At 68.9% G+C, this 20,287-nt stretch carries 17 protein-coding genes; 7 read left to right on the top strand and 10 right to left on the bottom strand.

What is annotated here, in order from left to right; all coding sequences use genetic code 11:
- Nucleotides 1-67 precede the first annotated feature (67 nt).
- The 4 genes from ACJ512_RS28480 to ACJ512_RS28465 are packed head-to-tail and all read right to left on the bottom strand — an operon-like array spanning nucleotide 68 to nucleotide 2,997.
- The gene (locus tag ACJ512_RS28480; protein ID WP_407688388.1) at nucleotides 68-658 is read right to left on the bottom strand and encodes a TetR/AcrR family transcriptional regulator; all 591 of its coding nucleotides are present in this window, start codon (nucleotides 656-658) and stop codon (nucleotides 68-70) included.
- Complete coding sequence (locus tag ACJ512_RS28475) at nucleotides 655-1,428, bottom strand: SDR family NAD(P)-dependent oxidoreductase (protein ID WP_407688389.1); 774 nt, start codon at nucleotides 1,426-1,428, stop codon at nucleotides 655-657. Before ACJ512_RS28475 ends, ACJ512_RS28480 begins: the two co-directional genes overlap by 4 nt.
- Entirely contained in the window at nucleotides 1,425-1,916 is a 492-nt protein-coding gene (locus tag ACJ512_RS28470) for a VOC family protein (protein WP_407688390.1), read from the bottom strand. Before ACJ512_RS28470 ends, ACJ512_RS28475 begins: the two co-directional genes overlap by 4 nt.
- A gap of 4 nt (nucleotides 1,917-1,920) precedes the next feature.
- Nucleotides 1,921-2,997 carry an NAD(P)H-dependent amine dehydrogenase family protein gene (locus ACJ512_RS28465; protein ID WP_407688391.1) on the bottom strand — a complete coding sequence of 359 codons (1,077 nt, stop codon included), beginning with the start codon at nucleotides 2,995-2,997 and terminating at the stop codon, nucleotides 1,921-1,923.
- Between the two features lie 298 nt (nucleotides 2,998-3,295).
- On the opposite strand from ACJ512_RS28465, the gene ACJ512_RS28460 reads away from it, so the two are divergent.
- Nucleotides 3,296-6,052: a cation-transporting P-type ATPase gene (locus ACJ512_RS28460; protein ID WP_407688392.1), complete on the top strand. Its 2,757-nt coding sequence runs from the start codon at nucleotides 3,296-3,298 to the stop codon at nucleotides 6,050-6,052.
- Nucleotides 6,053-6,084: 32 nt separating this feature from the next.
- Nucleotides 6,085-7,887 (top strand): AMP-dependent synthetase/ligase, encoded by a 1,803-nt coding sequence (locus tag ACJ512_RS28455; RefSeq protein WP_407688393.1) that lies wholly within the window; start codon nucleotides 6,085-6,087, stop codon nucleotides 7,885-7,887.
- Nucleotides 7,888-7,891: 4 nt separating this feature from the next.
- On the opposite strand, the gene ACJ512_RS28450 is transcribed toward ACJ512_RS28455, so the two are convergent.
- Nucleotides 7,892-8,437: an adenosine-specific kinase gene (locus tag ACJ512_RS28450; RefSeq protein ID WP_407688394.1), complete on the bottom strand. Its 546-nt coding sequence runs from the start codon at nucleotides 8,435-8,437 to the stop codon at nucleotides 7,892-7,894.
- Nucleotides 8,438-8,489: 52 nt separating this feature from the next.
- Between ACJ512_RS28450 and ACJ512_RS28445 the strand changes: the two genes are divergently transcribed.
- From ACJ512_RS28445 to ACJ512_RS28430, 4 genes are read left to right on the top strand one after another with little or no spacing between them, the layout of a single operon-like run.
- The gene (locus tag ACJ512_RS28445; RefSeq protein ID WP_461479916.1) at nucleotides 8,490-8,750 is read left to right on the top strand and encodes a nitroreductase family protein; all 261 of its coding nucleotides are present in this window, start codon (nucleotides 8,490-8,492) and stop codon (nucleotides 8,748-8,750) included.
- Entirely contained in the window at nucleotides 8,750-10,105 is a 1,356-nt protein-coding gene (locus ACJ512_RS28440) for a WS/DGAT/MGAT family O-acyltransferase (protein WP_407688396.1), read from the top strand. Before ACJ512_RS28445 ends, ACJ512_RS28440 begins: the two co-directional genes overlap by 1 nt.
- Before the next feature lie 6 nt (nucleotides 10,106-10,111).
- A complete protein-coding gene (locus ACJ512_RS28435) occupies nucleotides 10,112-10,597 on the top strand; it encodes an NUDIX domain-containing protein (protein WP_407688397.1) in 486 nt (161 codons plus the stop codon).
- 1 nt (nucleotide 10,598) lies between these two features.
- Nucleotides 10,599-11,504: a haloalkane dehalogenase gene (locus ACJ512_RS28430; RefSeq protein WP_407688398.1), complete on the top strand. Its 906-nt coding sequence runs from the start codon at nucleotides 10,599-10,601 to the stop codon at nucleotides 11,502-11,504.
- Between the two features lie 263 nt (nucleotides 11,505-11,767).
- On the opposite strand, the gene ACJ512_RS28425 is transcribed toward ACJ512_RS28430, so the two are convergent.
- Together ACJ512_RS28425 and ACJ512_RS28420 are read right to left on the bottom strand one after the other, a co-directional pair.
- Nucleotides 11,768-12,337 carry a DUF4352 domain-containing protein gene (locus tag ACJ512_RS28425; protein WP_407688399.1) on the bottom strand — a complete coding sequence of 190 codons (570 nt, stop codon included), beginning with the start codon at nucleotides 12,335-12,337 and terminating at the stop codon, nucleotides 11,768-11,770.
- A gap of 44 nt (nucleotides 12,338-12,381) precedes the next feature.
- Entirely contained in the window at nucleotides 12,382-13,452 is a 1,071-nt protein-coding gene (locus ACJ512_RS28420; protein ID WP_407688400.1) for an ATP-dependent DNA ligase, read from the bottom strand.
- An 11-nt stretch (nucleotides 13,453-13,463) separates the two neighbouring features.
- On the opposite strand from ACJ512_RS28420, the gene ligD reads away from it, so the two are divergent.
- On the top strand, nucleotides 13,464-14,504 hold the full coding sequence (gene ligD, locus ACJ512_RS28415; protein WP_407688401.1) for a non-homologous end-joining DNA ligase: 1,041 nt from the start codon (nucleotides 13,464-13,466) through the stop codon (nucleotides 14,502-14,504).
- Nucleotides 14,505-14,941: 437 nt separating this feature from the next.
- On the opposite strand, the gene ACJ512_RS28410 is transcribed toward ligD, so the two are convergent.
- The 3 genes from ACJ512_RS28410 to ACJ512_RS28400 all read right to left on the bottom strand — a co-directional run bounded on the left by ACJ512_RS28410 (nucleotide 14,942) and on the right by ACJ512_RS28400 (nucleotide 20,233).
- Complete coding sequence (locus ACJ512_RS28410) at nucleotides 14,942-16,159, bottom strand: AAA family ATPase (RefSeq protein WP_407688402.1); 1,218 nt, start codon at nucleotides 16,157-16,159, stop codon at nucleotides 14,942-14,944.
- 383 nt (nucleotides 16,160-16,542) lie between these two features.
- Nucleotides 16,543-18,264 (bottom strand): transposase, encoded by a 1,722-nt coding sequence (locus ACJ512_RS28405; RefSeq protein ID WP_407689781.1) that lies wholly within the window; start codon nucleotides 18,262-18,264, stop codon nucleotides 16,543-16,545.
- Nucleotides 18,265-18,511: 247 nt separating this feature from the next.
- Nucleotides 18,512-20,233, bottom strand: coding sequence for a transposase (locus ACJ512_RS28400; RefSeq protein ID WP_407689781.1), 1,722 nt, complete (start codon nucleotides 20,231-20,233; stop codon nucleotides 18,512-18,514).
- Nucleotides 20,234-20,287: the final 54 nt, after the last annotated feature.

Genomic DNA, 20,287 nt, shown 5'->3' with positions numbered 1-20,287 from the left:
TCAAGCTCGGCCGTCGCGGCGGCGACCGCGTGCGGCGTGTGACGGCCCGGTTACGCCGGCGAGCCCGCTAGCCGGCGCGCCTCCAGTGCGGCGCCTTGACCGCGTCGAGCGCCTCGGTGACGTAGCGGTCCAGCGGCTTGCCCGCGTGGCGTACCCAAAGCTGGAAGGCGAAATCGGCGGCCGCGAAGGCGAGGTGGACCAGCAGGCCCGGGCGCATGTCGGCGTCGGGGTCGACGCCCATCCGCTCGGCGGTCAGCCTGATCGCGCGCTCCTTGTCGGCCGGCTGGTGGATGCTGACCTTGCCGAGCAGGCCGGGGGCCACCAGCAGCGCCGCGCGCCACTCCGCGCAGTCGTCGCGGTCGAACGACCGCGTGCGGGTGATGATCGCGTTGCTCAGCGCGACGTCGGGTGGTTCGGCGGCGGGACGCTGCTCGAGCAGGTTGACGATCGCGGCGCCGCCGTGCCGGACCGGCGCCAGCAGCAGATCCTCCTTGGCGGACACGTGCCGGAACAGCGTGCGCACCGAAACGCCCGCCGCCGTGGCGATTTCCTCGGTCGTCACCGCGTCGTAGCCGCGTTCGACGAACAACCGGAACGCCGCCCGCCTGATGTCGGCCCGGATCTGGGCGCGCTGCCGGTCGCGCAGCGATTCCGTCACCGGAAGCAGCCGATCCCGCCGTCGACGTGGATGGTCTGCGCGGTGATGAACGCCGCGTCGGTGCTGAGCAGGAAGGCGACCAGCGCGCCGACGTCGGTGCGGACATCGCCGATGCGCCGCATCGGGACGCGCCGCACCGCCTTCGCGTAGTCGTCGGGGGCGAACTCCTTCCACAGCTTGACCCCGTCGGACTCGGCGAACGGGCAGATGACGTTGATCCGGATGTTGTCGCGCCCCCATTCCAGGGCCGCGACCTTCGACATACCGCGGATAGCCTCCTTGGCGGCGGCGTAACCACCCCACTTGACGTCGCCGCCGGTGCCCGTGCCGGAGCCGAGGTTCACGATCGACCCGCCGCCCGCCTCGACCATCACCGGGTGCACCGCCTGCATGAGCAGAAAACTCGCCCGCGGGCCCACGTCGTGACCGAGCGCCAAATCCTCGAGGGTGATGTCCACGAACCGCTTCGGTTCGTTGGTGGCGATGGCGTTGTTGACCAGGCCGTGCACCGTTCCGAACGCCTCGACCGCGGCCGCCACGATCCGCGGCGCGCTGTCGGGGTCGCGCAGATCGGCGACCAGCTGCTCGACCCGCCCGGCCCGGGCGAGCTCGGCGGTGGTGGCCGCCAGCCGCTCGGCCTGGATGTCGACCAGGAACACCGCCGCGCCGCGTTCCAGCAGCGCCGCGGCGACGCCCTTGCCGACGCCCTGGGCGGCGCCGGTGACGATCGCGACGTGGCCGCGCATCGAATCGGGGTGAGAGTAGGTCATCGCTCGGGCCCCAGCCGCAGCCGCACCTCGCGGTGCATCTCGTAGGTGCTGCGGGCGCCGCCGGGCAGCTCGATGAGTTCGACCGGCGTCCCGTCGGGGTCTTTGACGAAAAACATGCGCACGCCGCCGATCTCGAATGGATCTTGGTCGGGGGCGTAGCCGGCGGCGGTGATGCGGCGGTGGGCGTCGTCGAGGTCGGGGACCGACAGCGACAGGTTGTGGACCCCGGTGACGCTGCGCCGGTGCGTCCGGTCGGGCGGCTTGGTGCCGAGCGAGAGCAGTTCGACCATCACACCGCCCAGCAGCCCGCCGACCACGCGGCCCTCCTGCTTGCGCTTGGCGTGCAGCACCGCGTCGAAAGGCTCACCGGAGATGAGGGTTTCGAAGACGACCTCCATGCCGAGCAGGTCGCGGTAGAACGCCAGCGCGCGATCCATGTCCGTCACCCCGACGACGAGGTGACAGAACGACACGTCGTCGAGTCGCACCGGGTCACCGCGCCAGGTGTGGGGCCGGGCGCCCGGCGAGCAGCGGCAGGTCCAGGTAGGTCTTGATGCCGGGCCCGGCGGCGCACACGTCGGGGATGGCGTTGACGCAGTGGTTGGCCGTGGCCACCACCCCCGGATTCTTCTGCAGCCCTTCGGCGATGGTCTCCGGCTGCAGCCCCTTGAACGTCAGGCTCACCGTGGGGTCGCCGGTGATCTCGACCTCGAAGCGTTCGCCACGGCCGCCGAAATTCCAGTTCGGCTCCAGGTTCTCCTCCCCCATCAGCCAGTTGACCGCCGCGGTGATGACCGGCTCCCCGTCGACCAGTGCCTCCCAGCGGAACCGGCGCGCGGCGACGGACCCCGGGGTGATCGGGAAGGGGTCGTAGTCGATGTCGGCGGTCGCCACGGCGATCTCCTGGATGGTCCTGATGTCCGGATCGATCCGAAAGCCCATGTGGTCGGCGACCATTCGCACCGACATCTTGAAGCCCGCTTCGAGCAGCCCGGCCATCGGTCCCTGCACCGCCTCCTCGGGGGTGCCGCCGAACCCCATGATGTGGCGCACCACGTCGGGGGCGTTGTAGGTGCGGATGTCGGAGAACTCCTCGGCGCGCACGTGGGTCACCGCCGACGAAAGCGAGGACACCATGAGCGGGAAGCGCTCCGTGATGCCGCCGGGATGGATGCCGGACCCGTGCAGGGTCACGCCGGCTTCGAGCGCGGCGTCGGCGATGGCCTTGACGCGGGGGTTGGTCGCGTCGGGGTACACCCAGCCGACCGGGGTGACAACGTTTTTGCCGGACCGCAGGATCGCGATGACCTCTTCGTCGGCGGGGATCAGCGGGCTGTACATCACGCAGTCGGCGTCGATGGCCAGCACCTCCTCGACGCTGGTGGTGGCGGTGACGCCGAGCGGGCCGGTGCCCAGGATCTCGCCGACGTCGCGGCCGTTCTTGTCCGCGCTGTGCACCCAGCAGCCGGCCAGCTCGAGCTGCGGGTGGTTGCGCACGCACTCGATGGCGGCCTTCCCGACGCCTCCTGTCGCCCACTGGATCACGCGCAGCTTGGACGGCTCACCCATCTAACGACCTCCCGAATCGAACGCCCGGACACGCCTTCACCGGCCTTACAGGCCCGAGGCTGAACTGGCACAGTATGACCGGCTGGCAGTGACTGTCAACGACGGTCCGCCCGGCCGCGGGTGAGCGTCTGAGGGAGAGGGGACCGGATGAGCCTGTTGGAGCCCACCGCCGAGCAGTTCAAGGACTGCGGGGCGGGCGCCGAGCGCGGCGGCGGTGACTTAAGGCCCTGACCGACAGCGCCTGCGTCGCGAACAATCGGGGGAGAACGACTGGTCGGTCGAGTGGCGAGGTGAGGCGATGCCGGCGGCGCGGGCTTCGTCCGGGTTTGCGACGACCGCACACCACGGCTTAGCCGTGCACGAGGTCGTGCTGCTACTGGAGACCGATCCGCATCGCGGGCTGTCCGGCGGCGAGGCGGCCGAACGTCTCGAGCGTTTCGGCCCGAACGTGTTACCCCCGGCCGCGGGCGCCGGGCTGCTGCTGCGGGTGCTGCGGCAGTTCCATCACCCGCTGATCTATGTGCTGATGGTCGCCGGTGCGATCACCGCGGGGTTGCACGAGTTTGCTGATTCGATAGTGATTTTCGGTGTGGTGCTGATCAATGCGGCGGTGGGCTTCATCCAGGAGTCCAAGGCCGAGGTCGCCCTCGCGGGCCTGCGCGAGATCGTGCACACCGACGCCAAGGTGGTCCGCGACGGCCGGGAACGAACGGTGCCGTCCGACGACCTGGTCCCCGGCGACCTGGTCCTGCTCGAAGCCGGCGACAAGGTTCCCGCCGACGTCCGACTGCTGCGTGAGACCGGGTTGCGCGTCGACGAGTCGGCGCTGACCGGCGAGTCGGCCCCGGTCAGCAAGAGCGAGACCGTCCTACCGGATTCGACCCCGGTGGCCGACCGGTGCAACATGGCCTACTCGGGCACACTGGTGACGGCCGGGCATGCCGCCGGCGTCGTGGTCGCCACCGGCCCGGAGACCGAGGTCGGGGAGATCCACCGTCTCGTGGGAGCCGCGGAGACACTCGCCACCCCGCTGACCGAGAAACTCGCCCGGTTCAGCAAGATCCTGACGGTAGGCATTCTCGGGCTCGCCGCCCTCACCTTCGCCGCCGGGCTGCTCCGTCGCCAGGATCCCGTCGAGACGTTCACCGCTGCGATCGCTCTCGCGGTGGGCGCCATCCCCGAGGGGCTGCCGGCGGCGGTCACCATCACGCTGGCCATCGGTGTGGCCCGGATGGCGCGCCGCCGCGCGGTCGTCCGGCGCCTCCCCGCTGTCGAAACTCTCGGCAGCACAACGGTTATCTGCACCGACAAAACCGGAACGCTGACCGAGAACCAGATGACCGTGCAGGTGGTCTGGACCACTGACGCAACGGTCGAGGTGACCGGGTCGGGCTATTCGCCCGCCGGTGAGCTGCGCACCGCCGACGGCGCACCGGTGGTGATCGATGCCGACGCGGCGCTGCGGTGGTCGCTGCTGGCGGCCGCGTGTTGCAATGACGCGGCGCTGACCCACGAGGACGGGCGATGGGATGTCGTCGGCGACCCGACCGAGGGCGCAATGCTTGTCGTCGCCGTCAAGGCCGGTCTCGATCCGCCGCAGCTGGCGGCACGCCTGCCGCGGATAGCGGCCGTCCCGTTCAGTTCGGAGCGCCGGTACATGGCCACCCTGCACCGCGACGACGGCAATTACGTGATGTTGGTCAAGGGTGCGGTGGAAAAGCTGCTCGAGCTGTGCGATTCGCAGATGGGGGCCGACGGCGCGCTGCGGCCGCTGGACCGTGACGCGGTGCTGACGGCTGCCGACCGGCTGGGCGGGCGGGGTCTGCGGGTGCTGGCGACCGCCGTGCGCGCCGTCGATGACCCCGATGAATTCGATGACGAGGCGTTGCCGGGTTCGCTGACCCTCACCGGATTGCACGCGATGCTCGATCCGCCGCGGGCGGCGGTGGTCCCCGCCATCGTCGCGTGCCACACCGCGGGCATCGCGGTCAAGATGATCACCGGCGACCATGCCGGGACGGCCGCCGCCATCGCCGCCCAGGTCGGCATCCTCGGCGGAAGGCACGGACCGGGGACGGTGCTCACGGGCGCCGGTCTGGCCGCGCTGGACGCCGACGACTTCCCGGAGGCGGTGGCCGGCGCGAGTGTGTTCGCCCGGGTGTCGCCCGAGCAGAAGCTCCGGCTGGTGCAGGCGTTGCAGGGCAACGGCGACGTGGTGGCGATGACCGGCGACGGCGTCAACGACGCCCCGGCCTTGCGGCAGGCCAGCATCGGCGTCGCCATGGGCAGAAGCGGGACCGAGGTCGCCAAAGACGCCGCCGATGTCGTGCTGACCGACGACGACTTCGCCACCATCGAGGCCGCGGTCGAGGAGGGCCGGGGAGTCTTCGACAACCTCACCAAGTTCATCACGTGGACGCTGCCCACGAATATCGGTGAGGGACTGGTGATCCTGGCCGCCATCGCCTTCGGCGCAGCACTGCCCATCCTGCCCACCCAGATCCTGTGGATCAACATGACCACCGCTGTGGCGCTCGGGCTGATGCTCGCGTTCGAGCCCAAGGAGCCCGGCATCATGACCCGGCCGCCGCGCGACCCGGGCCAACCATTGCTGACCCGCGGGCTGCTCGCGCGGGTCCTGCTCGTCGCCACGTTGCTCGTCGCCAGCGCCTGGTGGTTGTTCGAGTGGGAACTCGCCAACGGCGCGGCGCTGCCGGAGGCGCGCACGGCCGCGTTGAACCTGTTCGTCGTCATCGAGACGTTCTATCTGTTCAGCTGCCGCTCGTTGACGCGCTCGGCCTGGCGGATCGGCGTGTTCTCCAACCGCTGGATCGTGGTGGGTGTGACCGCGCAGGCGATCGGTCAGCTGGCCATCACGTATCTGCCCGCCATGACGGCCGTTTTCGCCACCGCGCCCATCTCCGCCGGTGCATGGCTGCGAATCTTCGCCATCGCGGCGGCGATCAGCGGTGTGGTCGCGGTCGACAAGCTGCTGCGGCGCGCCCTCGGAGGCGGGCGCCGATCGACCCTCGACGCCGGGACTTTCGGCCACTAGGAAGGCGGCACCCGGGGCGGCTAGCGTGGTGCATGCGCGAATTCAGCCTCCCGGCGAGCTTCACCGTCGGCGAGAACGACAACGTGGTCGGCAGCGTGTACTCCCACGAGCGCGACGATCCCGACCATGTGATCTTCCAGCGCCTCGTCGACGGCGCGTGGACGGATGTCACCTGTGCCCAGGCCGCCCGGCAGATCCGCGAAACCGCGCTCGGTCTGATCGCCGCCGGGGTGAACGCCGGTGACCGGGTGGCGATTTTGTCGGCCACCCGCTACGAGTGGGTGATCCTGGACTACGCGATCCTGTCGGTCGGCGCGGTCACCGTCCCGATCTACGACACCTCCTCGCCCGAGCAGGTGCGCTGGGTGCTGGAGGACTCCGGTGCGGTCATGGCGATCGCCGAGACGGATGCGCACGCTCAGCTGGTCAAGGAACTCAGCGGCGAGCTGCCGAGCCTGCGTACGATCCTGCACCTCGAGTCCCACGGCCTGCGGGCGCTCGACGAACTGGCCGAGTCCGGCAAGTCCGTGGACACCGGAAAACTCGACGAGCGGTTGGCGGGGCTGCGGGCCGCCGACGCGGCGACGCTGATCTACACCTCGGGCACGACCGGCCGTCCGAAGGGCTGTCAGCTGACGCACTCGAACCTGCTGTGCGAGATTCGGGGCGCCACGGCGTGTTTCCCGACACTGCTGCACAAGGGGGAGCGGCTGCTGGTCTTCCTGCCGCTGGCCCACGTGCTGGCGCGGTCGCTGTCGATGTCGGCGTTCGCCAACAAGGTCACCATCGGCTACACCGGCGACATCAAGAACCTGGTGGCCACGCTTGCCGTCTTCAAGCCCACGGTCGTGGTGTCGGTCCCGCGGGTGTTCGAAAAGGTCTACAACGCCGCCGAATTGAACGCCCAGGACAGCGGCCGGGGCAGAATCTTCCGACTCGCCGCCCGCGCGGCCATCGAGTGGAGCGCCGCCCGGGACGCCGGCGGCCCGGGCCCGCTGTTGCGGGCCTCGCACGCGCTGTTCGACCGGCTGGTCTACGGCAGGCTGCGGGCCGCCCTGGGCGGTGACTGTCATGCCGCGGTGTCCGGCGGTGCGCCGCTGGGCAAGCGGCTGTGCCACTTCTACCGCGGTGTCGGCGTGACGGTGTACGAGGGCTACGGCCTGACCGAGACCAGCGCCGCGATCACCCTGAACCGGATCGGCGAGGAACGGGTCGGCACGGTGGGAAGGCTGTTGCCGGGCAACAGCATGGCGATCGCCAACGACGGCGAGGTGCTGGTGCGCGGTGGTGTGGTGTTCGACGGCTACTGGCACAACGAGAAGGCGACCGGCGAGGCCATCGTCAACGGCTGGTTCCACACCGGCGACCTCGGCTCGGTCGACGACGACGGATTCCTGTCGATCGTCGGCCGCAAGAAGGAGATCATCGTGACCGCGGGCGGCAAGAACGTCGCACCGGCGGTGCTCGAGGATCAGTTGCGGGCCCACCCGCTGGTCAGCCAGGCGATGGTGGTGGGCGACGACAGGCCCTACGTGGCCGCACTCATCGCGGTCGACCCCGAGGGATTCGAGGTGTGGAAGCAGCACCACGGCAAGCCGGCCACCGCCTCGGTGGCCGACCTGGTCGACGACCCCGCCCTGGTGGGCGAGATCGACCAGGCGGTCGCCGCGGCCAACCAGAGTGTCTCCCATGCGGAATCGATCCGGAAGTTCCGCATCCTGCCCGTCGACTTCACCGTGCTCACCGGCGAGCTGACCCCGACACTGAAGGTGAAGCGCAACGTCGTCGCCGCCCGGTTCGCGGCCGAGATCGACGCGCTCTACGCCAAGCGCTGAAAGCTCAGAGTTTGTAACCGATGGCGCGCAGCAAGGCGTGCCGCTCGGCCACGTCACCGGCTGTCTCCACCCCGACGGGGGTCTGCCCGTCGATCACCCCGGCGATGCCGCGGCCGCGGGGCGTGACCGCGACGATCACGTCGACCGCATTGGCTGTGGCGCAGTAGATTCCGCACACCTCCGGCACCGCCTTCACCGGGTTGAGGACGTTGACCGGAAAGCCGTCCCGCAAGAAGATCACGAAACTGTGCCCGGCCCCGACGGCCAGCGCGGCGCGGCCCGCGAGTTCGACCAATTCGGGGTCGTTGCCGCTGCGCCGTACCAGCCGGGGCCCAGAGGCCTCGCAGAAGGCCAGCCCGAACCGCAGCGAGGAGCTCACCCCGGCCAGGGCCTCGTGCAGATCCTCGACCGTCTTGATGAAGTGCGCCTGGCCGATCACGACGTTGACGTCGTCGGGCTTGTCGATGCTCACCACATCCCAGGACAGCAGTGTCGTCACAAGCACATGGTGCCACCGCGACGCCGGACCGGGGAACGGGACCTGCCGCATCGATCGAGGAACGTCAGTCCGCGCGCCCGGCTCCGAGGGGGACGTCCTCGGGATGATGAGCCTGGGGTGCGTCCTGCAGAACATGTGGCTGATGGCGAATTCGTCGGGGCTTGGCTTTCAAGCACTTTCGGCATCCAGCGTGCCCGCCGTCGAGCAGGAGGTGAAGACGCTCCTCGCCGTGCCGGACCGGATGAAGGTCGTCTACGCCGTGCGCCCCGGCCATCCCGTCGCGGCGGTGCCCTATCTGAGGGTTCGCCGCGAAGTCGCGGAGTTCGCGCATCGGAACGGCTTCGGTCGGGGTCTAATTGGATGATGGAACTGATGACGCCCACCGACGCGATCTTCCTGCTGGGCGAATCGCGCGAGCACCCCATGCATGTCGGTGGGCTGCAGCTCTACGAGCCGCCGGAGGGGGCCGGTCGCGGCTACGTGCGCGGGTTCTACGACAGCCTGGTCGCCCAGCAGGATGTCCAACCCACCTTCCTCAAGCGTCCGGCGACGTTCTGGGGTGGTGTGGCGAACCTGGCCTGGGCGTACGACAAAGACCTCGACCTCGACTACCACGTGCGCCGCTCGGCGCTGCCGTCCCCCGGACGGGTCCGTGAGCTGCTCGAGCTGACCTCGCGGTGGCACAGCAGCCTGCTCGACCGGCACCGCCCGCTGTGGGAGTTGCACGTCATCGAGGGGCTCAAAGACGGCCGATTCGCGGTCTACACGAAGATGCACCATGCTTTGATCGACGGTGTCTCGGCGCTGAAGCTGATGCAGCGCGCGTTGTCCGACGACCCCGGCGACCGCGAGATCCGGGCGCCGTGGACCCTGCCGAAACCCAAGCGGGGGTCGAGCCCCGCGTCGCCCGTGCGTTCGCTGATGCGGACCGCGGGATCCGTTGCCGCCCTTGCCCCCTCGACGGTGACGCTGGCCCGCGCGGCGCTGCTCGAGCAGCAGCTGACGTTGCCGTTCGGCGCGCCGCGCACGATGCTGAACGTCAAGATCGGCGGCGCCCGCCGGTGCGCCGCGCAGTCGTGGTCGCTGGACCGCATCAAAGCCGTCAAGAAGGCCGCCGGGGTGACCGTCAACGACGTCGTGCTGGCGATGTGCTCGGGCGCGCTGCGCTACTACCTGCTCGAGCACGACGCGCTGCCGGACACCTCGCTGCTGGCGATGGTGCCGGTGAGCCTGCGCCGCGAGGACGAGGCCGACGCCGGCGGCAACCTCGTCGGGGCCATCCTCTGCAACCTCGCCACCGACACCGACGACCCGGCCCGGCGGCTGCAGACCGTCAGCGAGTCGATGCGCGACAACAAGAAGGTGTTCTCCCAGCTGCCGCGCCTGCAGGCGCTGGCGCTGTCGGCCGCGAACATGGCGGCGCTGAGCCTGGCCGCGGTCCCGGGCTGGGTGTCCTCGACGGCGCCGCCGTTCAACATCGTCATCTCGAACGTGCCCGGGCCCACCCAGCCGATGTATTACGGGGGCGCCCGGCTCGACGGCAACTACCCGATGTCCATCGTGCTGGACGGGCAGGCGCTCAACATCACCCTGGTGAACAACGCCGACACGATGGACTTCGGCCTGGTGGGATGCCGGCGCAGCGTGCCGCACCTGCAGCGGCTGCTCGCGCACCTGGAAACCTCGCTCAAAGACCTGGAACGCGCGGTCGGGGCCTGAGGGGTCGTGCCCAGGCTCAGTGCCGGTGTGCTCCTGTACCGCGTGCGCGACGGCGTCGTCGAGGTCCTGATAGCCCACCCCGGCGGCCCGTTCTGGGCGCGCAAGGACGCCGGGGTGTGGTCGGTGCCCAAGGGCGAGTACTCCGAGGGGGAGGACCCCTGGGCGGCGGCCCGGCGCGAGTTCGCCGAGGAACTCGGGCTGCCGGTGCCGGCCGGCCCCCGCGCCGAACTGGGCCGGATCAGGCAACCCAGCGGCAAGGTGGTCAGCGTCTTCGCCGTGCACGGCGACCTCGACGTCACCGGCGCGCGCAGCAACAGCTTCGAGCTGGAGTGGCCGAAGGGCTCGGGCAGGCTGCTGGACGTCCCCGAGGTCGACCGGGTCGCCTGGTTTACCGTGGCGGAGGCGCGCACCAAGCTCTTGACGGGGCAGCGTGAGTTTCTGGATCGGTTGATGGCGCATCGGGCATTGGCGGGGCTTCAGGAAGGAACGTGACATGCAGACACTGCGGACACCCGACGAACGGTTCGACAATGTACCCGACTTCCCTTACGCGCCAAGCTATTGCGAGGTGCCCGACGGCGAAGGGGGCAGCCTGCGGGTGGCCTGGGTCGAGGACGGTCCGCAGGACGCCGACCCGGTGCTGATGCTGCACGGCGAGCCGACCTGGTCCTACCTGTACCGCAAGATGATCCCGATCCTGGTCGAGGCCGGCCACCGCGTCATCTGCCCCGACCTGGTCGGGTTCGGTCGCTCCGACAAGCCGACCCGCATCGAGGACCACACCTACGCGCGCCACGTGGAGTGGATGCGCGCGCTGGTCCTCGACGTCCTCGACCTGGGCGACGTGACCCTGGTCGGCCAGGACTGGGGCGGGCTGATCGGGCTGCGGCTGGCCGCCGAGCACCCCGAGCGGTTCGCCCGGCTGGTCGTGGCCAACACCGGGCTGCCCAACGGCGAGCAGCCGATGGCCAAGGTGTGGTGGCAGTTCCGCGAGGCGATCCAGACGATGCCGGACCTGAAGGTCAGCCTGTTCGTGCAGGGCGCCTCGGCGCAGCAGGTGAGCGAGGAGGTGCTGGCGGGCTACGACGCGCCGTTCCCCGGCGACGAGTACTGCGCCGGGCCGCGCGCCATGCCCGGCCTGGTGCCGGTCTCGCCGGACGACCCCGCGGCGGCCGCCAACAAGGCGGCGTGGTCGAAGCTGGCGGTGAGCCCGACGCCCATGCTGGTCGCGTTCAGCGACGCCGACCCCATCACCGGGCCGATGGGCGAGGTGTTCCGGCGCGAGATGCGCGGCGCGCAGGGCATCGAGCACCCCGTCATCCGCGGCGCCGGGCACTTCCTGCAGGAGGACGCCGGCGAGGAGCTGGCGCGTCACATCGTGGAGTTCCTGCGCCGTTGAGCGGGCCCGAGCCCCGGGGCCTGCTGCTGCGGCTGCTGGACCAGGCCTGGACGATCTGCTCGACCGGATCGCCGAGCGGGGCCGGTTCGACGTCGTCGAGGACTTCGCCTCGGCGCTGCCGGCGCAGTCGCGGGACCCGATCATGGCGTTCAGCGGTCCGCCGTAGGGGCTTCTCGCCTTCGGCCGCGAGCGTGCGTGTCTGTACAGCGACACGCCGATGCCGGCGTACAAACGCGCACGCTCGCGGGGATGGGTTGACGGGCTTAGGGGATGAGCCATTCCCCGAAGCTGTTGGCGAAGCCCGAGGACGGTGTGTACTTGAACTTGGCCGGCTTCACGCCCGGGGGCATGACGAACACGACGCACCCGTTGACCGACTCTCCCGCGCGCAGCTCGTACTCGCCCTCGTCGAAGTTCGTACATTCGGTCACGCTGCCCAGGGCCGTCGAGTAGTCCTGGTTGTCCGACCCGACGAGCACCGCGTCGTTGTTCGCGTCGTCCTTGCGCGCCGAGGTGCTGGTGTTGTGGACGGTCAGCATCGCGGCGACGTAGGTGCCTCTCGGGTTGCCCTTGTCGTCGGTCGGCGGCCCGGACGTCCCCGTCGCCGGGTTGATGATTTTGGTGAGGGTGACGGCCAACGGCCCTCTGTCGCCGGTCAGATTGAGGGTGGCACCGACGTGGGCGACCGGATCGACAGGCGCCGTGGAAGTCGGGGTGGTGCTGAACATCGGTGGGCTCGAGGTGGCCGACTGGTTGGCTGTGCCGGTCTTTCCCGAGCATGCCGCCACCGCGATGGTCACGCCCGACAGCGTGATGGCAATGGAACGTCTCATGAGTGGCCCCTTTGGTCGCGTGAACGTCGACGATATTTCAGAAGCTAGTGGTTTTCGCCGAGGCCGCGCACGATGTCGCCGAGTCGGAAGGTGAGCGGCTGTTCGAGTTGCCCGTAGGTGCACGAGCGGGGGTCGCGGTCGGGGCGCCACCTGTTGAACTGGGCGGTGTGGCGGAACCGCCGTCCCTCCATGTGGTCGTAGCGGACCTCGACCACCCGCTCGGGCCGCAGCGGGACGAACGAGAGGTCCTTGCCGGCGTTCCAGCGGGAGTACTCGTTCTTGCGGGGGGTGCGTTCGCCGGCCTCGTGCGCGGCCCAGTTCCACGGGTGCTCGTCGAAGCCGGTGACCAGCGGCTGCAGCTCGGCGAACAGCTGCCGCCGCTTCGCCATCGGGAAGGCGCCGATGACGCCGACCGACGCGAGCCGCCCGTCCCCGTCGTAGAGCCCGAGCAGCAGCGAGCCGATCGCGTCACCGCCGGACTTGTGCACGCGGTAGCCGGCGACCACGCAGTCGGCGGTCCGCTCGTGCTTGATCTTGAACATGACCCGCTTGTCCGGCTGATAGGTCAGCGCCAGCGGTTTGGCGATGACGCCGTCGAGGCCGGCGCCTTCGAACTCGTCGAACCAGCGCCGCGCGGTGTCGATGTCCGTCGTCGCCGGGGTGACGTGAAACGACGGGCCGGAGCCCAGCGCGCCGGCCAGGGCGGCGCGCCGCTCGCTGAACGGGCGCCGCGTGTAGTCGTCGTCGCCGAGGGCGAGCAGGTCGAACGCGATGAACGACGCCGGCGTCTTGGCGGCCAGCATCCGCACCCGCGAATCGGCCGGGTGGATGCGCTGTTGCAGGGCCTCGAAATCCAGGCCGTGGTCGGTGGCGACGACGATCTCCCCGTCGATCACGCAGCGCCGCGGCAGTTCCGCGGCGACGGCCGCGACCAGCTCGGGGAAATAGCGGGTCATCGGGCGCTTGTTGCGGCTGCCCAGCTCCACCTGGTCGCCGTCGCGGAAGCAGATCGACCTGAACCCGTCCCACTTGGGCTCGTAGGACGCCTCCGGGGGGATCGTTCGCACCGGCTTGGCCAGCATCGGCGAAACCGGCGGCAGCACGGGTAGGTCCATAGGCTGAGGATATGGCTGCTGCAGCGGAGGAGCTCGACGTCGACGGCATCGCCGTGCGGCTGACGAGCCCGGACAAGGTGTATTTCCCCGAGCTGGGGTCCCAGGGCACCAAACGCCGGGTCGTCGAGTACTACCGCGCCATGGCCGGCGGCCCGATGCTCGACGCGCTGCGCGACCGGCCCACGCACCTGCAGCGCTTCCCCGACGGCATCGACGGCGAGGAGATCTACCAGAAGCGGGTGCCCGCCCACCACCCCGACTACCTGCAGACCTGCCGGGTGACGTTCCCCTCGGGCCGGACGGCGGACACGCTGCGGGTCACCCATCCCGCCGCGATCGTGTGGGCGGCGCAGATGGGAACGATCACGCTGCACCCCTGGCAGGTGCGCTGCCCCGACACCGACCACCCCGACGAACTGCGCGTCGACCTGGACCCGCAGCCCGGCGTCGGTTTCGCGCAGGCCCGCGCGGTCGCCGTCGACGTGCTGCGGCCCCTGCTGGCCGAGCTCGGGCTGGCCGGCTACCCGAAGACGTCCGGCGGGCGGGGCATCCACGTGTTCCTGCGCATCGCGACCGACTGGGATTTCGTCGAGGTGCGGCGGGCGGGCATCGCGCTGGCCCGCGAAATCGAGCGCCGCGCGCCCGACGCGGTCACCACCGCCTGGTGGAAGGAGCAGCGCGGTGAGCGCATCTTCGTCGACTTCAACCAGAACGCCCGCGACCGCACCATGGCGGCGGCCTACGCGCTGCGGCCCACGCCGATCGCCACCGTCTCGATGCCGCTGACCTGGGACGAGCTCGCCCGCGCCGAGCCCGACGACTACACCATGGCGACCGTGCCCGGCCTGGTGCTCAGCCGCGCGGACCCGTGGGCGGGCATGGACGACGTGGCCCAGTCGATCGCCCCGCTACTCGAGCTGGCCGCGGCCGACGACGAGCGCGGCCTGGGCGACCTGCCGTATCCGCCGAACTACCCGAAGATGCCGGGCGAGCCGAAACGGGTGCAGCCGTCCCGAAATGCCGATCTAACCAGGAAAAACACTCGTGCTTGATGTTGTGCACCTCCTAGCAAAACGCAGGCTCGCCCGATAACCGCACTACATGCTCGAGCTATCGAAGCGTTGCGTGGCAGCTTCAACCGGTCGCTTCGGGTCCAGGACAGGCCGATCGCACCTCATGCTGTACGGCCAGTCCATCACCTATCTCAGCGAGTGGCTCGTTATCGCAAGCAGCCAGCCGATGTGTCCAGCCTCGACCGGGACACTGTTCTCTAATGGCTCGACTGCCTGCGCACCGCGGCCGGACAACGGCACCATCCGCACGCGCTGGCGCGGACTGCGCCGCGTCACGAAGTGGCTCCCTGCGGAGGACATCAGCCGCTCCGATCCGCTGGTCGGAATTTTCATCGACAAGCCCGAACCGTTGTGGCGGAGGTCCCCATAACCGGAACTTCCCGGTAGCAGGCGGTTTTCGACTTGCACCGTAAGCCTTAACGTCGCTTGCGCCGTTGCCTCACAGCAGGAACGGAAAGTTCTGGTACAGAACGCCGCATGAACTGATCGAAGTGCGGGACCGTGAACGCCGCATACCCGTGACTTGGCGTGTACAGGAGGCCTTTCTCAATCAGTCCGGCGCGGGTCGGCCCACACTGCTCCGAACTCCGATTGAGGAGCCTGGCGACGGCGCTGGCAAGCTGCGGTTCTGGACCAAGTTCAGCCATCGCCCTTAGATAGGCCTGTTCAAGCTCGGTCGCGCGATCCAGCCGCACTCGAAAAAAGCTGCTGTCGAGCTTTTCTTCATAAACAGGCTGTGCCCGCTCCACGTCCGTGCGCGTGATTCGATTGTCGGACGCCAGCGGCCAGACGGCATAGCCGAGTTCTTGAAGAAAATAGGGGTAGCGCCCTGTCACCTGACACGCAAGCTGTAGCGCATCAAGCTCGAAGGTGACACCCTCCTCCATGGCAGGCTCATGCAGCGCCGCATGTGCGTCCGCCTCTGAGAGCACTCCGATGTCGGGAAACTTAAAAAGGCGCTCGGCGTAGGACTTCGCCTCGCCGGCAAGTTCAGCGATCTGCGGTAAACCGGCTCCGACCATTGTGATCGGAAGTTCCCGCTGAACGGTCTTGTGGATCGCGGCGACCACCGCTTCAAGCTGGTCGCGCCGCAAGAACTGAATTTCGTCGAGTAGCAGTACGACGCCCGTCCTGTGTTCTTCGGCAGCCTCGCCTACGGCCACAAGAAGCTCAGTGAGATCGGTTGCGAGATCTCCGGAATCGGCGACCCCTTCCGCCGCATCCGTATCGAGACCTGCCGTGATCCTGCCATCCGGATCAATGGCGAACGTGAATGATTTGATCACCGCGGCCAGACGCCGCGCCCGATCACCCCAACGTGCCTTCGATGAAATTTCGAACAGGGCGGACCGAAAACCTCGTGCGAGCTGTCGGCGAAAGTCGTCGTTATCGTGCTTGCTGACCTCTAGATCAATCGTGGCCCACTTCCGGGCCGTGGCCTTCTTTCGGAACTGGCCCAGCAGCACCGTTTTGCCGACTCCGCGCAGCCCAGTGATGATCATCGATTGCTCCGTGCGGCCACGCTCAAGCCTTGATAGCAGGACATCGAACGACTCCAGCTGGTCATCCCGACCGACGACCAGAGGTGGTGTTGCGCCTGCATTGGGCGTGTACGGGTTGACGTGCGGATCCATTTGTTAGCTTTATAGCATCTTTTTAACTTCAGATAAAACCCAATAAGACTTGTAAGGCTGTGTGCACCATCGTTGAGGCGGATGCACGCGAGTCCGCCAAGTTTGTCGGATCGCGCACGAACCGTCCCTGCTCTACCTCGGGGCGGTCCGCAACTGGTTTAGGTGCGAACTGACCGAGGCCGCAGGACGGGGACCGACTCTAGGTGGCTGGTGTCGAACGGCCATTGTGGGGGCGCTGGTTGACCGGTCGGGCTATTGGGCGATGCTCGTGTGGTCGTGAGCGGTTCCTAGCTCAGGTGAATTCGGTTGTCGGGATTGGCGATTCCGTTGCTTGGCTGGTCTACAGGCGGTCCTGGTGGGCCGGTTGGCATCGCCGACCGGCCTCAGGTCGTGGCGGCGGCCCAGTTTGCGCCTTCCCGGTGTAATCCGAGCACACCCAGGCGTGCGAGGTTGATCGCGGCGGCCAGCAGGGAGAAATCGGCGGCGACCTTGGTGGTGCCGCGCACGCGCGCACGGCGGCCGCCGTGGCGGCGGCGCATCAGGTGGCCGATCTTGCGTTCCACTTTCGGCCGGGTGGCCTTGTAGTCGGCGACCCAGCCCGGATCTGCTTGGGTGGTGCGAGCACGGGTGAGTTCGGCCTCGTAGCGGCTGATCGCGATGGTGCGCCCGGCGGTTGAGCTGGTGCACTGCTCGGCCAGTGGGCAGCAGGCGCAAGCCGGGCCGAACACCGCGTTGCCGCCGCCGCCCTTGGCCGGGCGGATCGGCACGGTCACCGCGCCCGGGCAGGTGACCGTGCCGACGTCGAGGTCGATGACGAAGCGGTCCTTGGCGTAGCGGCCACCCGGCGCGGTCGGTGGCTGCACCTTGGTGAAGATTTCCGCGCCCGCGGTTTCCAACACGGCCAGCAGTTTGCCCGCACCGTAGGCGGCGTCGCCGTAAACCGCCGGGCATCGCTGGTCTTGGGCTCCGCACACGCTGGGGGCGCTCCCGTCGCCATCACCATCACCGACCGCGCTGGCCGCGGTCGTCGTGCCAGCACTTGCACCGAGGCTCGAGTCGTCCTGAGGATCAACGCAATCTCCGTCGGCGGTGTTGGTGTCGCTGGTCACCGGAGTGGGTAGGTCGCCGGCCAGCAGGTCGGTGGCGGGTTGGGCGTCGCCGGCGTTGCCGGCGGTGACTTCGGTGGCGGTGATGATCTCGGCGTCGGGGTCGATCGCGATGTGACCCTTGTATCCGTCGAAACCCCGCGCGGAGGTCTTGTGGCCGTGGCGTGCCTGCGGGTCCACCGTGGAGATCACCCGATCGGCGGCCACACGGCGCGCGATGCGGAATATCCCGTCGGCGGCGTCTTGGTCGAGGTCCTGGCCGACCACGGTGGCCAACAGTTTGGCCGCCTTGTCCACCTCGGGCTTCAGCGCCTGCTCATCCAGGCAGGCCAGCAGCGCAGACGCGTCGCGGGCCAGCGCGTCCACCAGCGCCTCGCGCGCCGCCACGTCGTCGTAGTCACACACCGGTTTGCCGGCGCTGACGTAGTCGTCGTCGCGGGACAGCCGCGCCCGCAGCGCGGGTTGCAGCTCCGCGCCGGCGACCGCCAGCAGTCCCCGGATCGCCGAGCGGATCAATGTGACCGTGTCCATGGTGGCCACCGCGTCATACAGCGGGGTCGAGTCCAGCACCCGCTTACGGCCCACCAGCCCGGCCGCCTTGGCCGCTTGCAGGGTGACCTCAAAGATCCGGTCCGGGCGATCCGAGCGGGCCAGCCTCGCGCGCATGTCCACCAACACGGTGTGCACAAACCCCGGATAATCGAAGTCCAGCCCGCCCGCGGCATACTTCCACCGCGCGTCGAACGCGAACCGATCCACCGCCTCCCGATCCGAAAGCCCCTCGATGCGCTGCAACACCATCACCACCGCCACAATCATCGGCGGCACGCTGCGCCGGCCGACATCGGTGAACAAGTCGGCGAACATTTCATCGCCGAACAAGTTGAAGCACTCCCGGTGCAGCACGCTGTAAATCGAGTCCGGCGCCACCCGGCCCTCGCAGAAATCCACCGTCGACCGCCACAAATCCGCCTGTTTCGGCGTCAAACCCAAACTCACCCAACCATTCTCGCCGACCGCACCCGATTACCCGGTCAACGCCACGCGAAAAACACCAGCCACCTAGGTGGCTGGTGTCGAACGGCCATTGTGGGGGCGCTGGTTGACCGGTCGGGCTATTGGGCGATGCTCGTGTGGTCGTGAGCGGTTCCTAGCTCAGGTGAATTCGGTTGTCGGGATTGGCGATTCCGTTGCTTGGCTGGTCTACAGGCGGTCCTGGTGGGCCGGTTGGCATCGCCGACCGGCCTCAGGTCGTGGCGGCGGCCCAGTTTGCGCCTTCCCGGTGTAATCCGAGCACACCCAGGCGTGCGAGGTTGATCGCGGCGGCCAGCAGGGAGAAATCGGCGGCGACCTTGGTGGTGCCGCGCACGCGCGCACGGCGGCCGCCGTGGCGGCGGCGCATCAGGTGGCCGATCTTGCGTTCCACTTTCGGCCGGGTGGCCTTGTAGTCGGCGACCCAGCCCGGATCTGCTTGGGTGGTGCGAGCACGGGTGAGTTCGGCCTCGTAGCGGCTGATCGCGATGGTGCGCCCGGCGGTTGAGCTGGTGCACTGCTCGGCCAGTGGGCAGCAGGCGCAAGCCGGGCCGAACACCGCGTTGCCGCCGCCGCCCTTGGCCGGGCGGATCGGCACGGTCACCGCGCCCGGGCAGGTGACCGTGCCGACGTCGAGGTCGATGACGAAGCGGTCCTTGGCGTAGCGGCCACCCGGCGCGGTCGGTGGCTGCACCTTGGTGAAGATTTCCGCGCCCGCGGTTTCCAACACGGCCAGCAGTTTGCCCGCACCGTAGGCGGCGTCGCCGTAAACCGCCGGGCATCGCTGGTCTTGGGCTCCGCACACGCTGGGGGCGCTCCCGTCGCCATCACCATCACCGACCGCGCTGGCCGCGGTCGTCGTGCCAGCACTTGCACCGAGGCTCGAGTCGTCCTGAGGATCAACGCAATCTCCGTCGGCGGTGTTGGTGTCGCTGGTCACCGGAGTGGGTAGGTCGCCGGCCAGCAGGTCGGTGGCGGGTTGGGCGTCGCCGGCGTTGCCGGCGGTGACTTCGGTGGCGGTGATGATCTCGGCGTCGGGGTCGATCGCGATGTGACCCTTGTATCCGTCGAAACCCCGCGCGGAGGTCTTGTGGCCGTGGCGTGCCTGCGGGTCCACCGTGGAGATCACCCGATCGGCGGCCACACGGCGCGCGATGCGGAATATCCCGTCGGCGGCGTCTTGGTCGAGGTCCTGGCCGACCACGGTGGCCAACAGTTTGGCCGCCTTGTCCACCTCGGGCTTCAGCGCCTGCTCATCCAGGCAGGCCAGCAGCGCAGACGCGTCGCGGGCCAGCGCGTCCACCAGCGCCTCGCGCGCCGCCACGTCGTCGTAGTCACACACCGGTTTGCCGGCGCTGACGTAGTCGTCGTCGCGGGACAGCCGCGCCCGCAGCGCGGGTTGCAGCTCCGCGCCGGCGACCGCCAGCAGTCCCCGGATCGCCGAGCGGATCAATGTGACCGTGTCCATGGTGGCCACCGCGTCATACAGCGGGGTCGAGTCCAGCACCCGCTTACGGCCCACCAGCCCGGCCGCCTTGGCCGCTTGCAGGGTGACCTCAAAGATCCGGTCCGGGCGATCCGAGCGGGCCAGCCTCGCGCGCATGTCCACCAACACGGTGTGCACAAACCCCGGATAATCGAAGTCCAGCCCGCCCGCGGCATACTTCCACCGCGCGTCGAACGCGAACCGATCCACCGCCTCCCGATCCGAAAGCCCCTCGATGCGCTGCAACACCATCACCACCGCCACAATCATCGGCGGCACGCTGCGCCGGCCGACATCGGTGAACAAGTCGGCGAACATTTCATCGCCGAACAAGTTGAAGCACTCCCGGTGCAGCACGCTGTAAATCGAGTCCGGCGCCACCCGGCCCTCGCAGAAATCCACCGTCGACCGCCACAAATCCGCCTGTTTCGGCGTCAAACCCAAACTCACCCAACCATTCTCGCCGACCGCACCCGATTACCCGGTCAACGCCACGCGAAAAAC

It is taken from the genome of Mycobacterium cajalii, from assembly GCF_045809005.2.
Taxonomy (GTDB): Bacteria; Actinomycetota; Actinomycetes; order Mycobacteriales; family Mycobacteriaceae; genus Mycobacterium.
Note: the sequence above shows the minus strand (reverse complement) of the source record. Positions and strands in the feature narration are given on the sequence as shown.

Bases quoted from the DNA above. Each gene is read 5' to 3' on its own strand.
- ACJ512_RS28475 (WP_407688389.1), bottom strand. From the start codon at position 1,428: ATGACCTACTCTCACCCCGATTCGATGCGCGGCCACGTCGCGATCGTC.
- ACJ512_RS28465 (WP_407688391.1), bottom strand. From the start codon at position 2,997: ATGGGTGAGCCGTCCAAGCTGCGCGTGATCCAGTGGGCGACAGGAGGC.
- ACJ512_RS28460 (WP_407688392.1), top strand. From the start codon at position 3,296: ATGCCGGCGGCGCGGGCTTCGTCCGGGTTTGCGACGACCGCACACCAC.
- ACJ512_RS28455 (WP_407688393.1), top strand. From the start codon at position 6,085: ATGCGCGAATTCAGCCTCCCGGCGAGCTTCACCGTCGGCGAGAACGAC.
- ACJ512_RS28450 (WP_407688394.1), bottom strand. From the start codon at position 8,437: ATGCGGCAGGTCCCGTTCCCCGGTCCGGCGTCGCGGTGGCACCATGTG.
- ACJ512_RS28445 (WP_461479916.1), top strand. From the start codon at position 8,490: ATGATGAGCCTGGGGTGCGTCCTGCAGAACATGTGGCTGATGGCGAAT.
- ACJ512_RS28440 (WP_407688396.1), top strand. From the start codon at position 8,750: ATGGAACTGATGACGCCCACCGACGCGATCTTCCTGCTGGGCGAATCG.
- ACJ512_RS28430 (WP_407688398.1), top strand. From the start codon at position 10,599: ATGCAGACACTGCGGACACCCGACGAACGGTTCGACAATGTACCCGAC.
- ACJ512_RS28425 (WP_407688399.1), bottom strand. From the start codon at position 12,337: ATGAGACGTTCCATTGCCATCACGCTGTCGGGCGTGACCATCGCGGTG.
- ACJ512_RS28420 (WP_407688400.1), bottom strand. From the start codon at position 13,452: ATGGACCTACCCGTGCTGCCGCCGGTTTCGCCGATGCTGGCCAAGCCG.
- ligD (WP_407688401.1), top strand. From the start codon at position 13,464: ATGGCTGCTGCAGCGGAGGAGCTCGACGTCGACGGCATCGCCGTGCGG.
- ACJ512_RS28410 (WP_407688402.1), bottom strand. From the start codon at position 16,159: ATGGATCCGCACGTCAACCCGTACACGCCCAATGCAGGCGCAACACCA.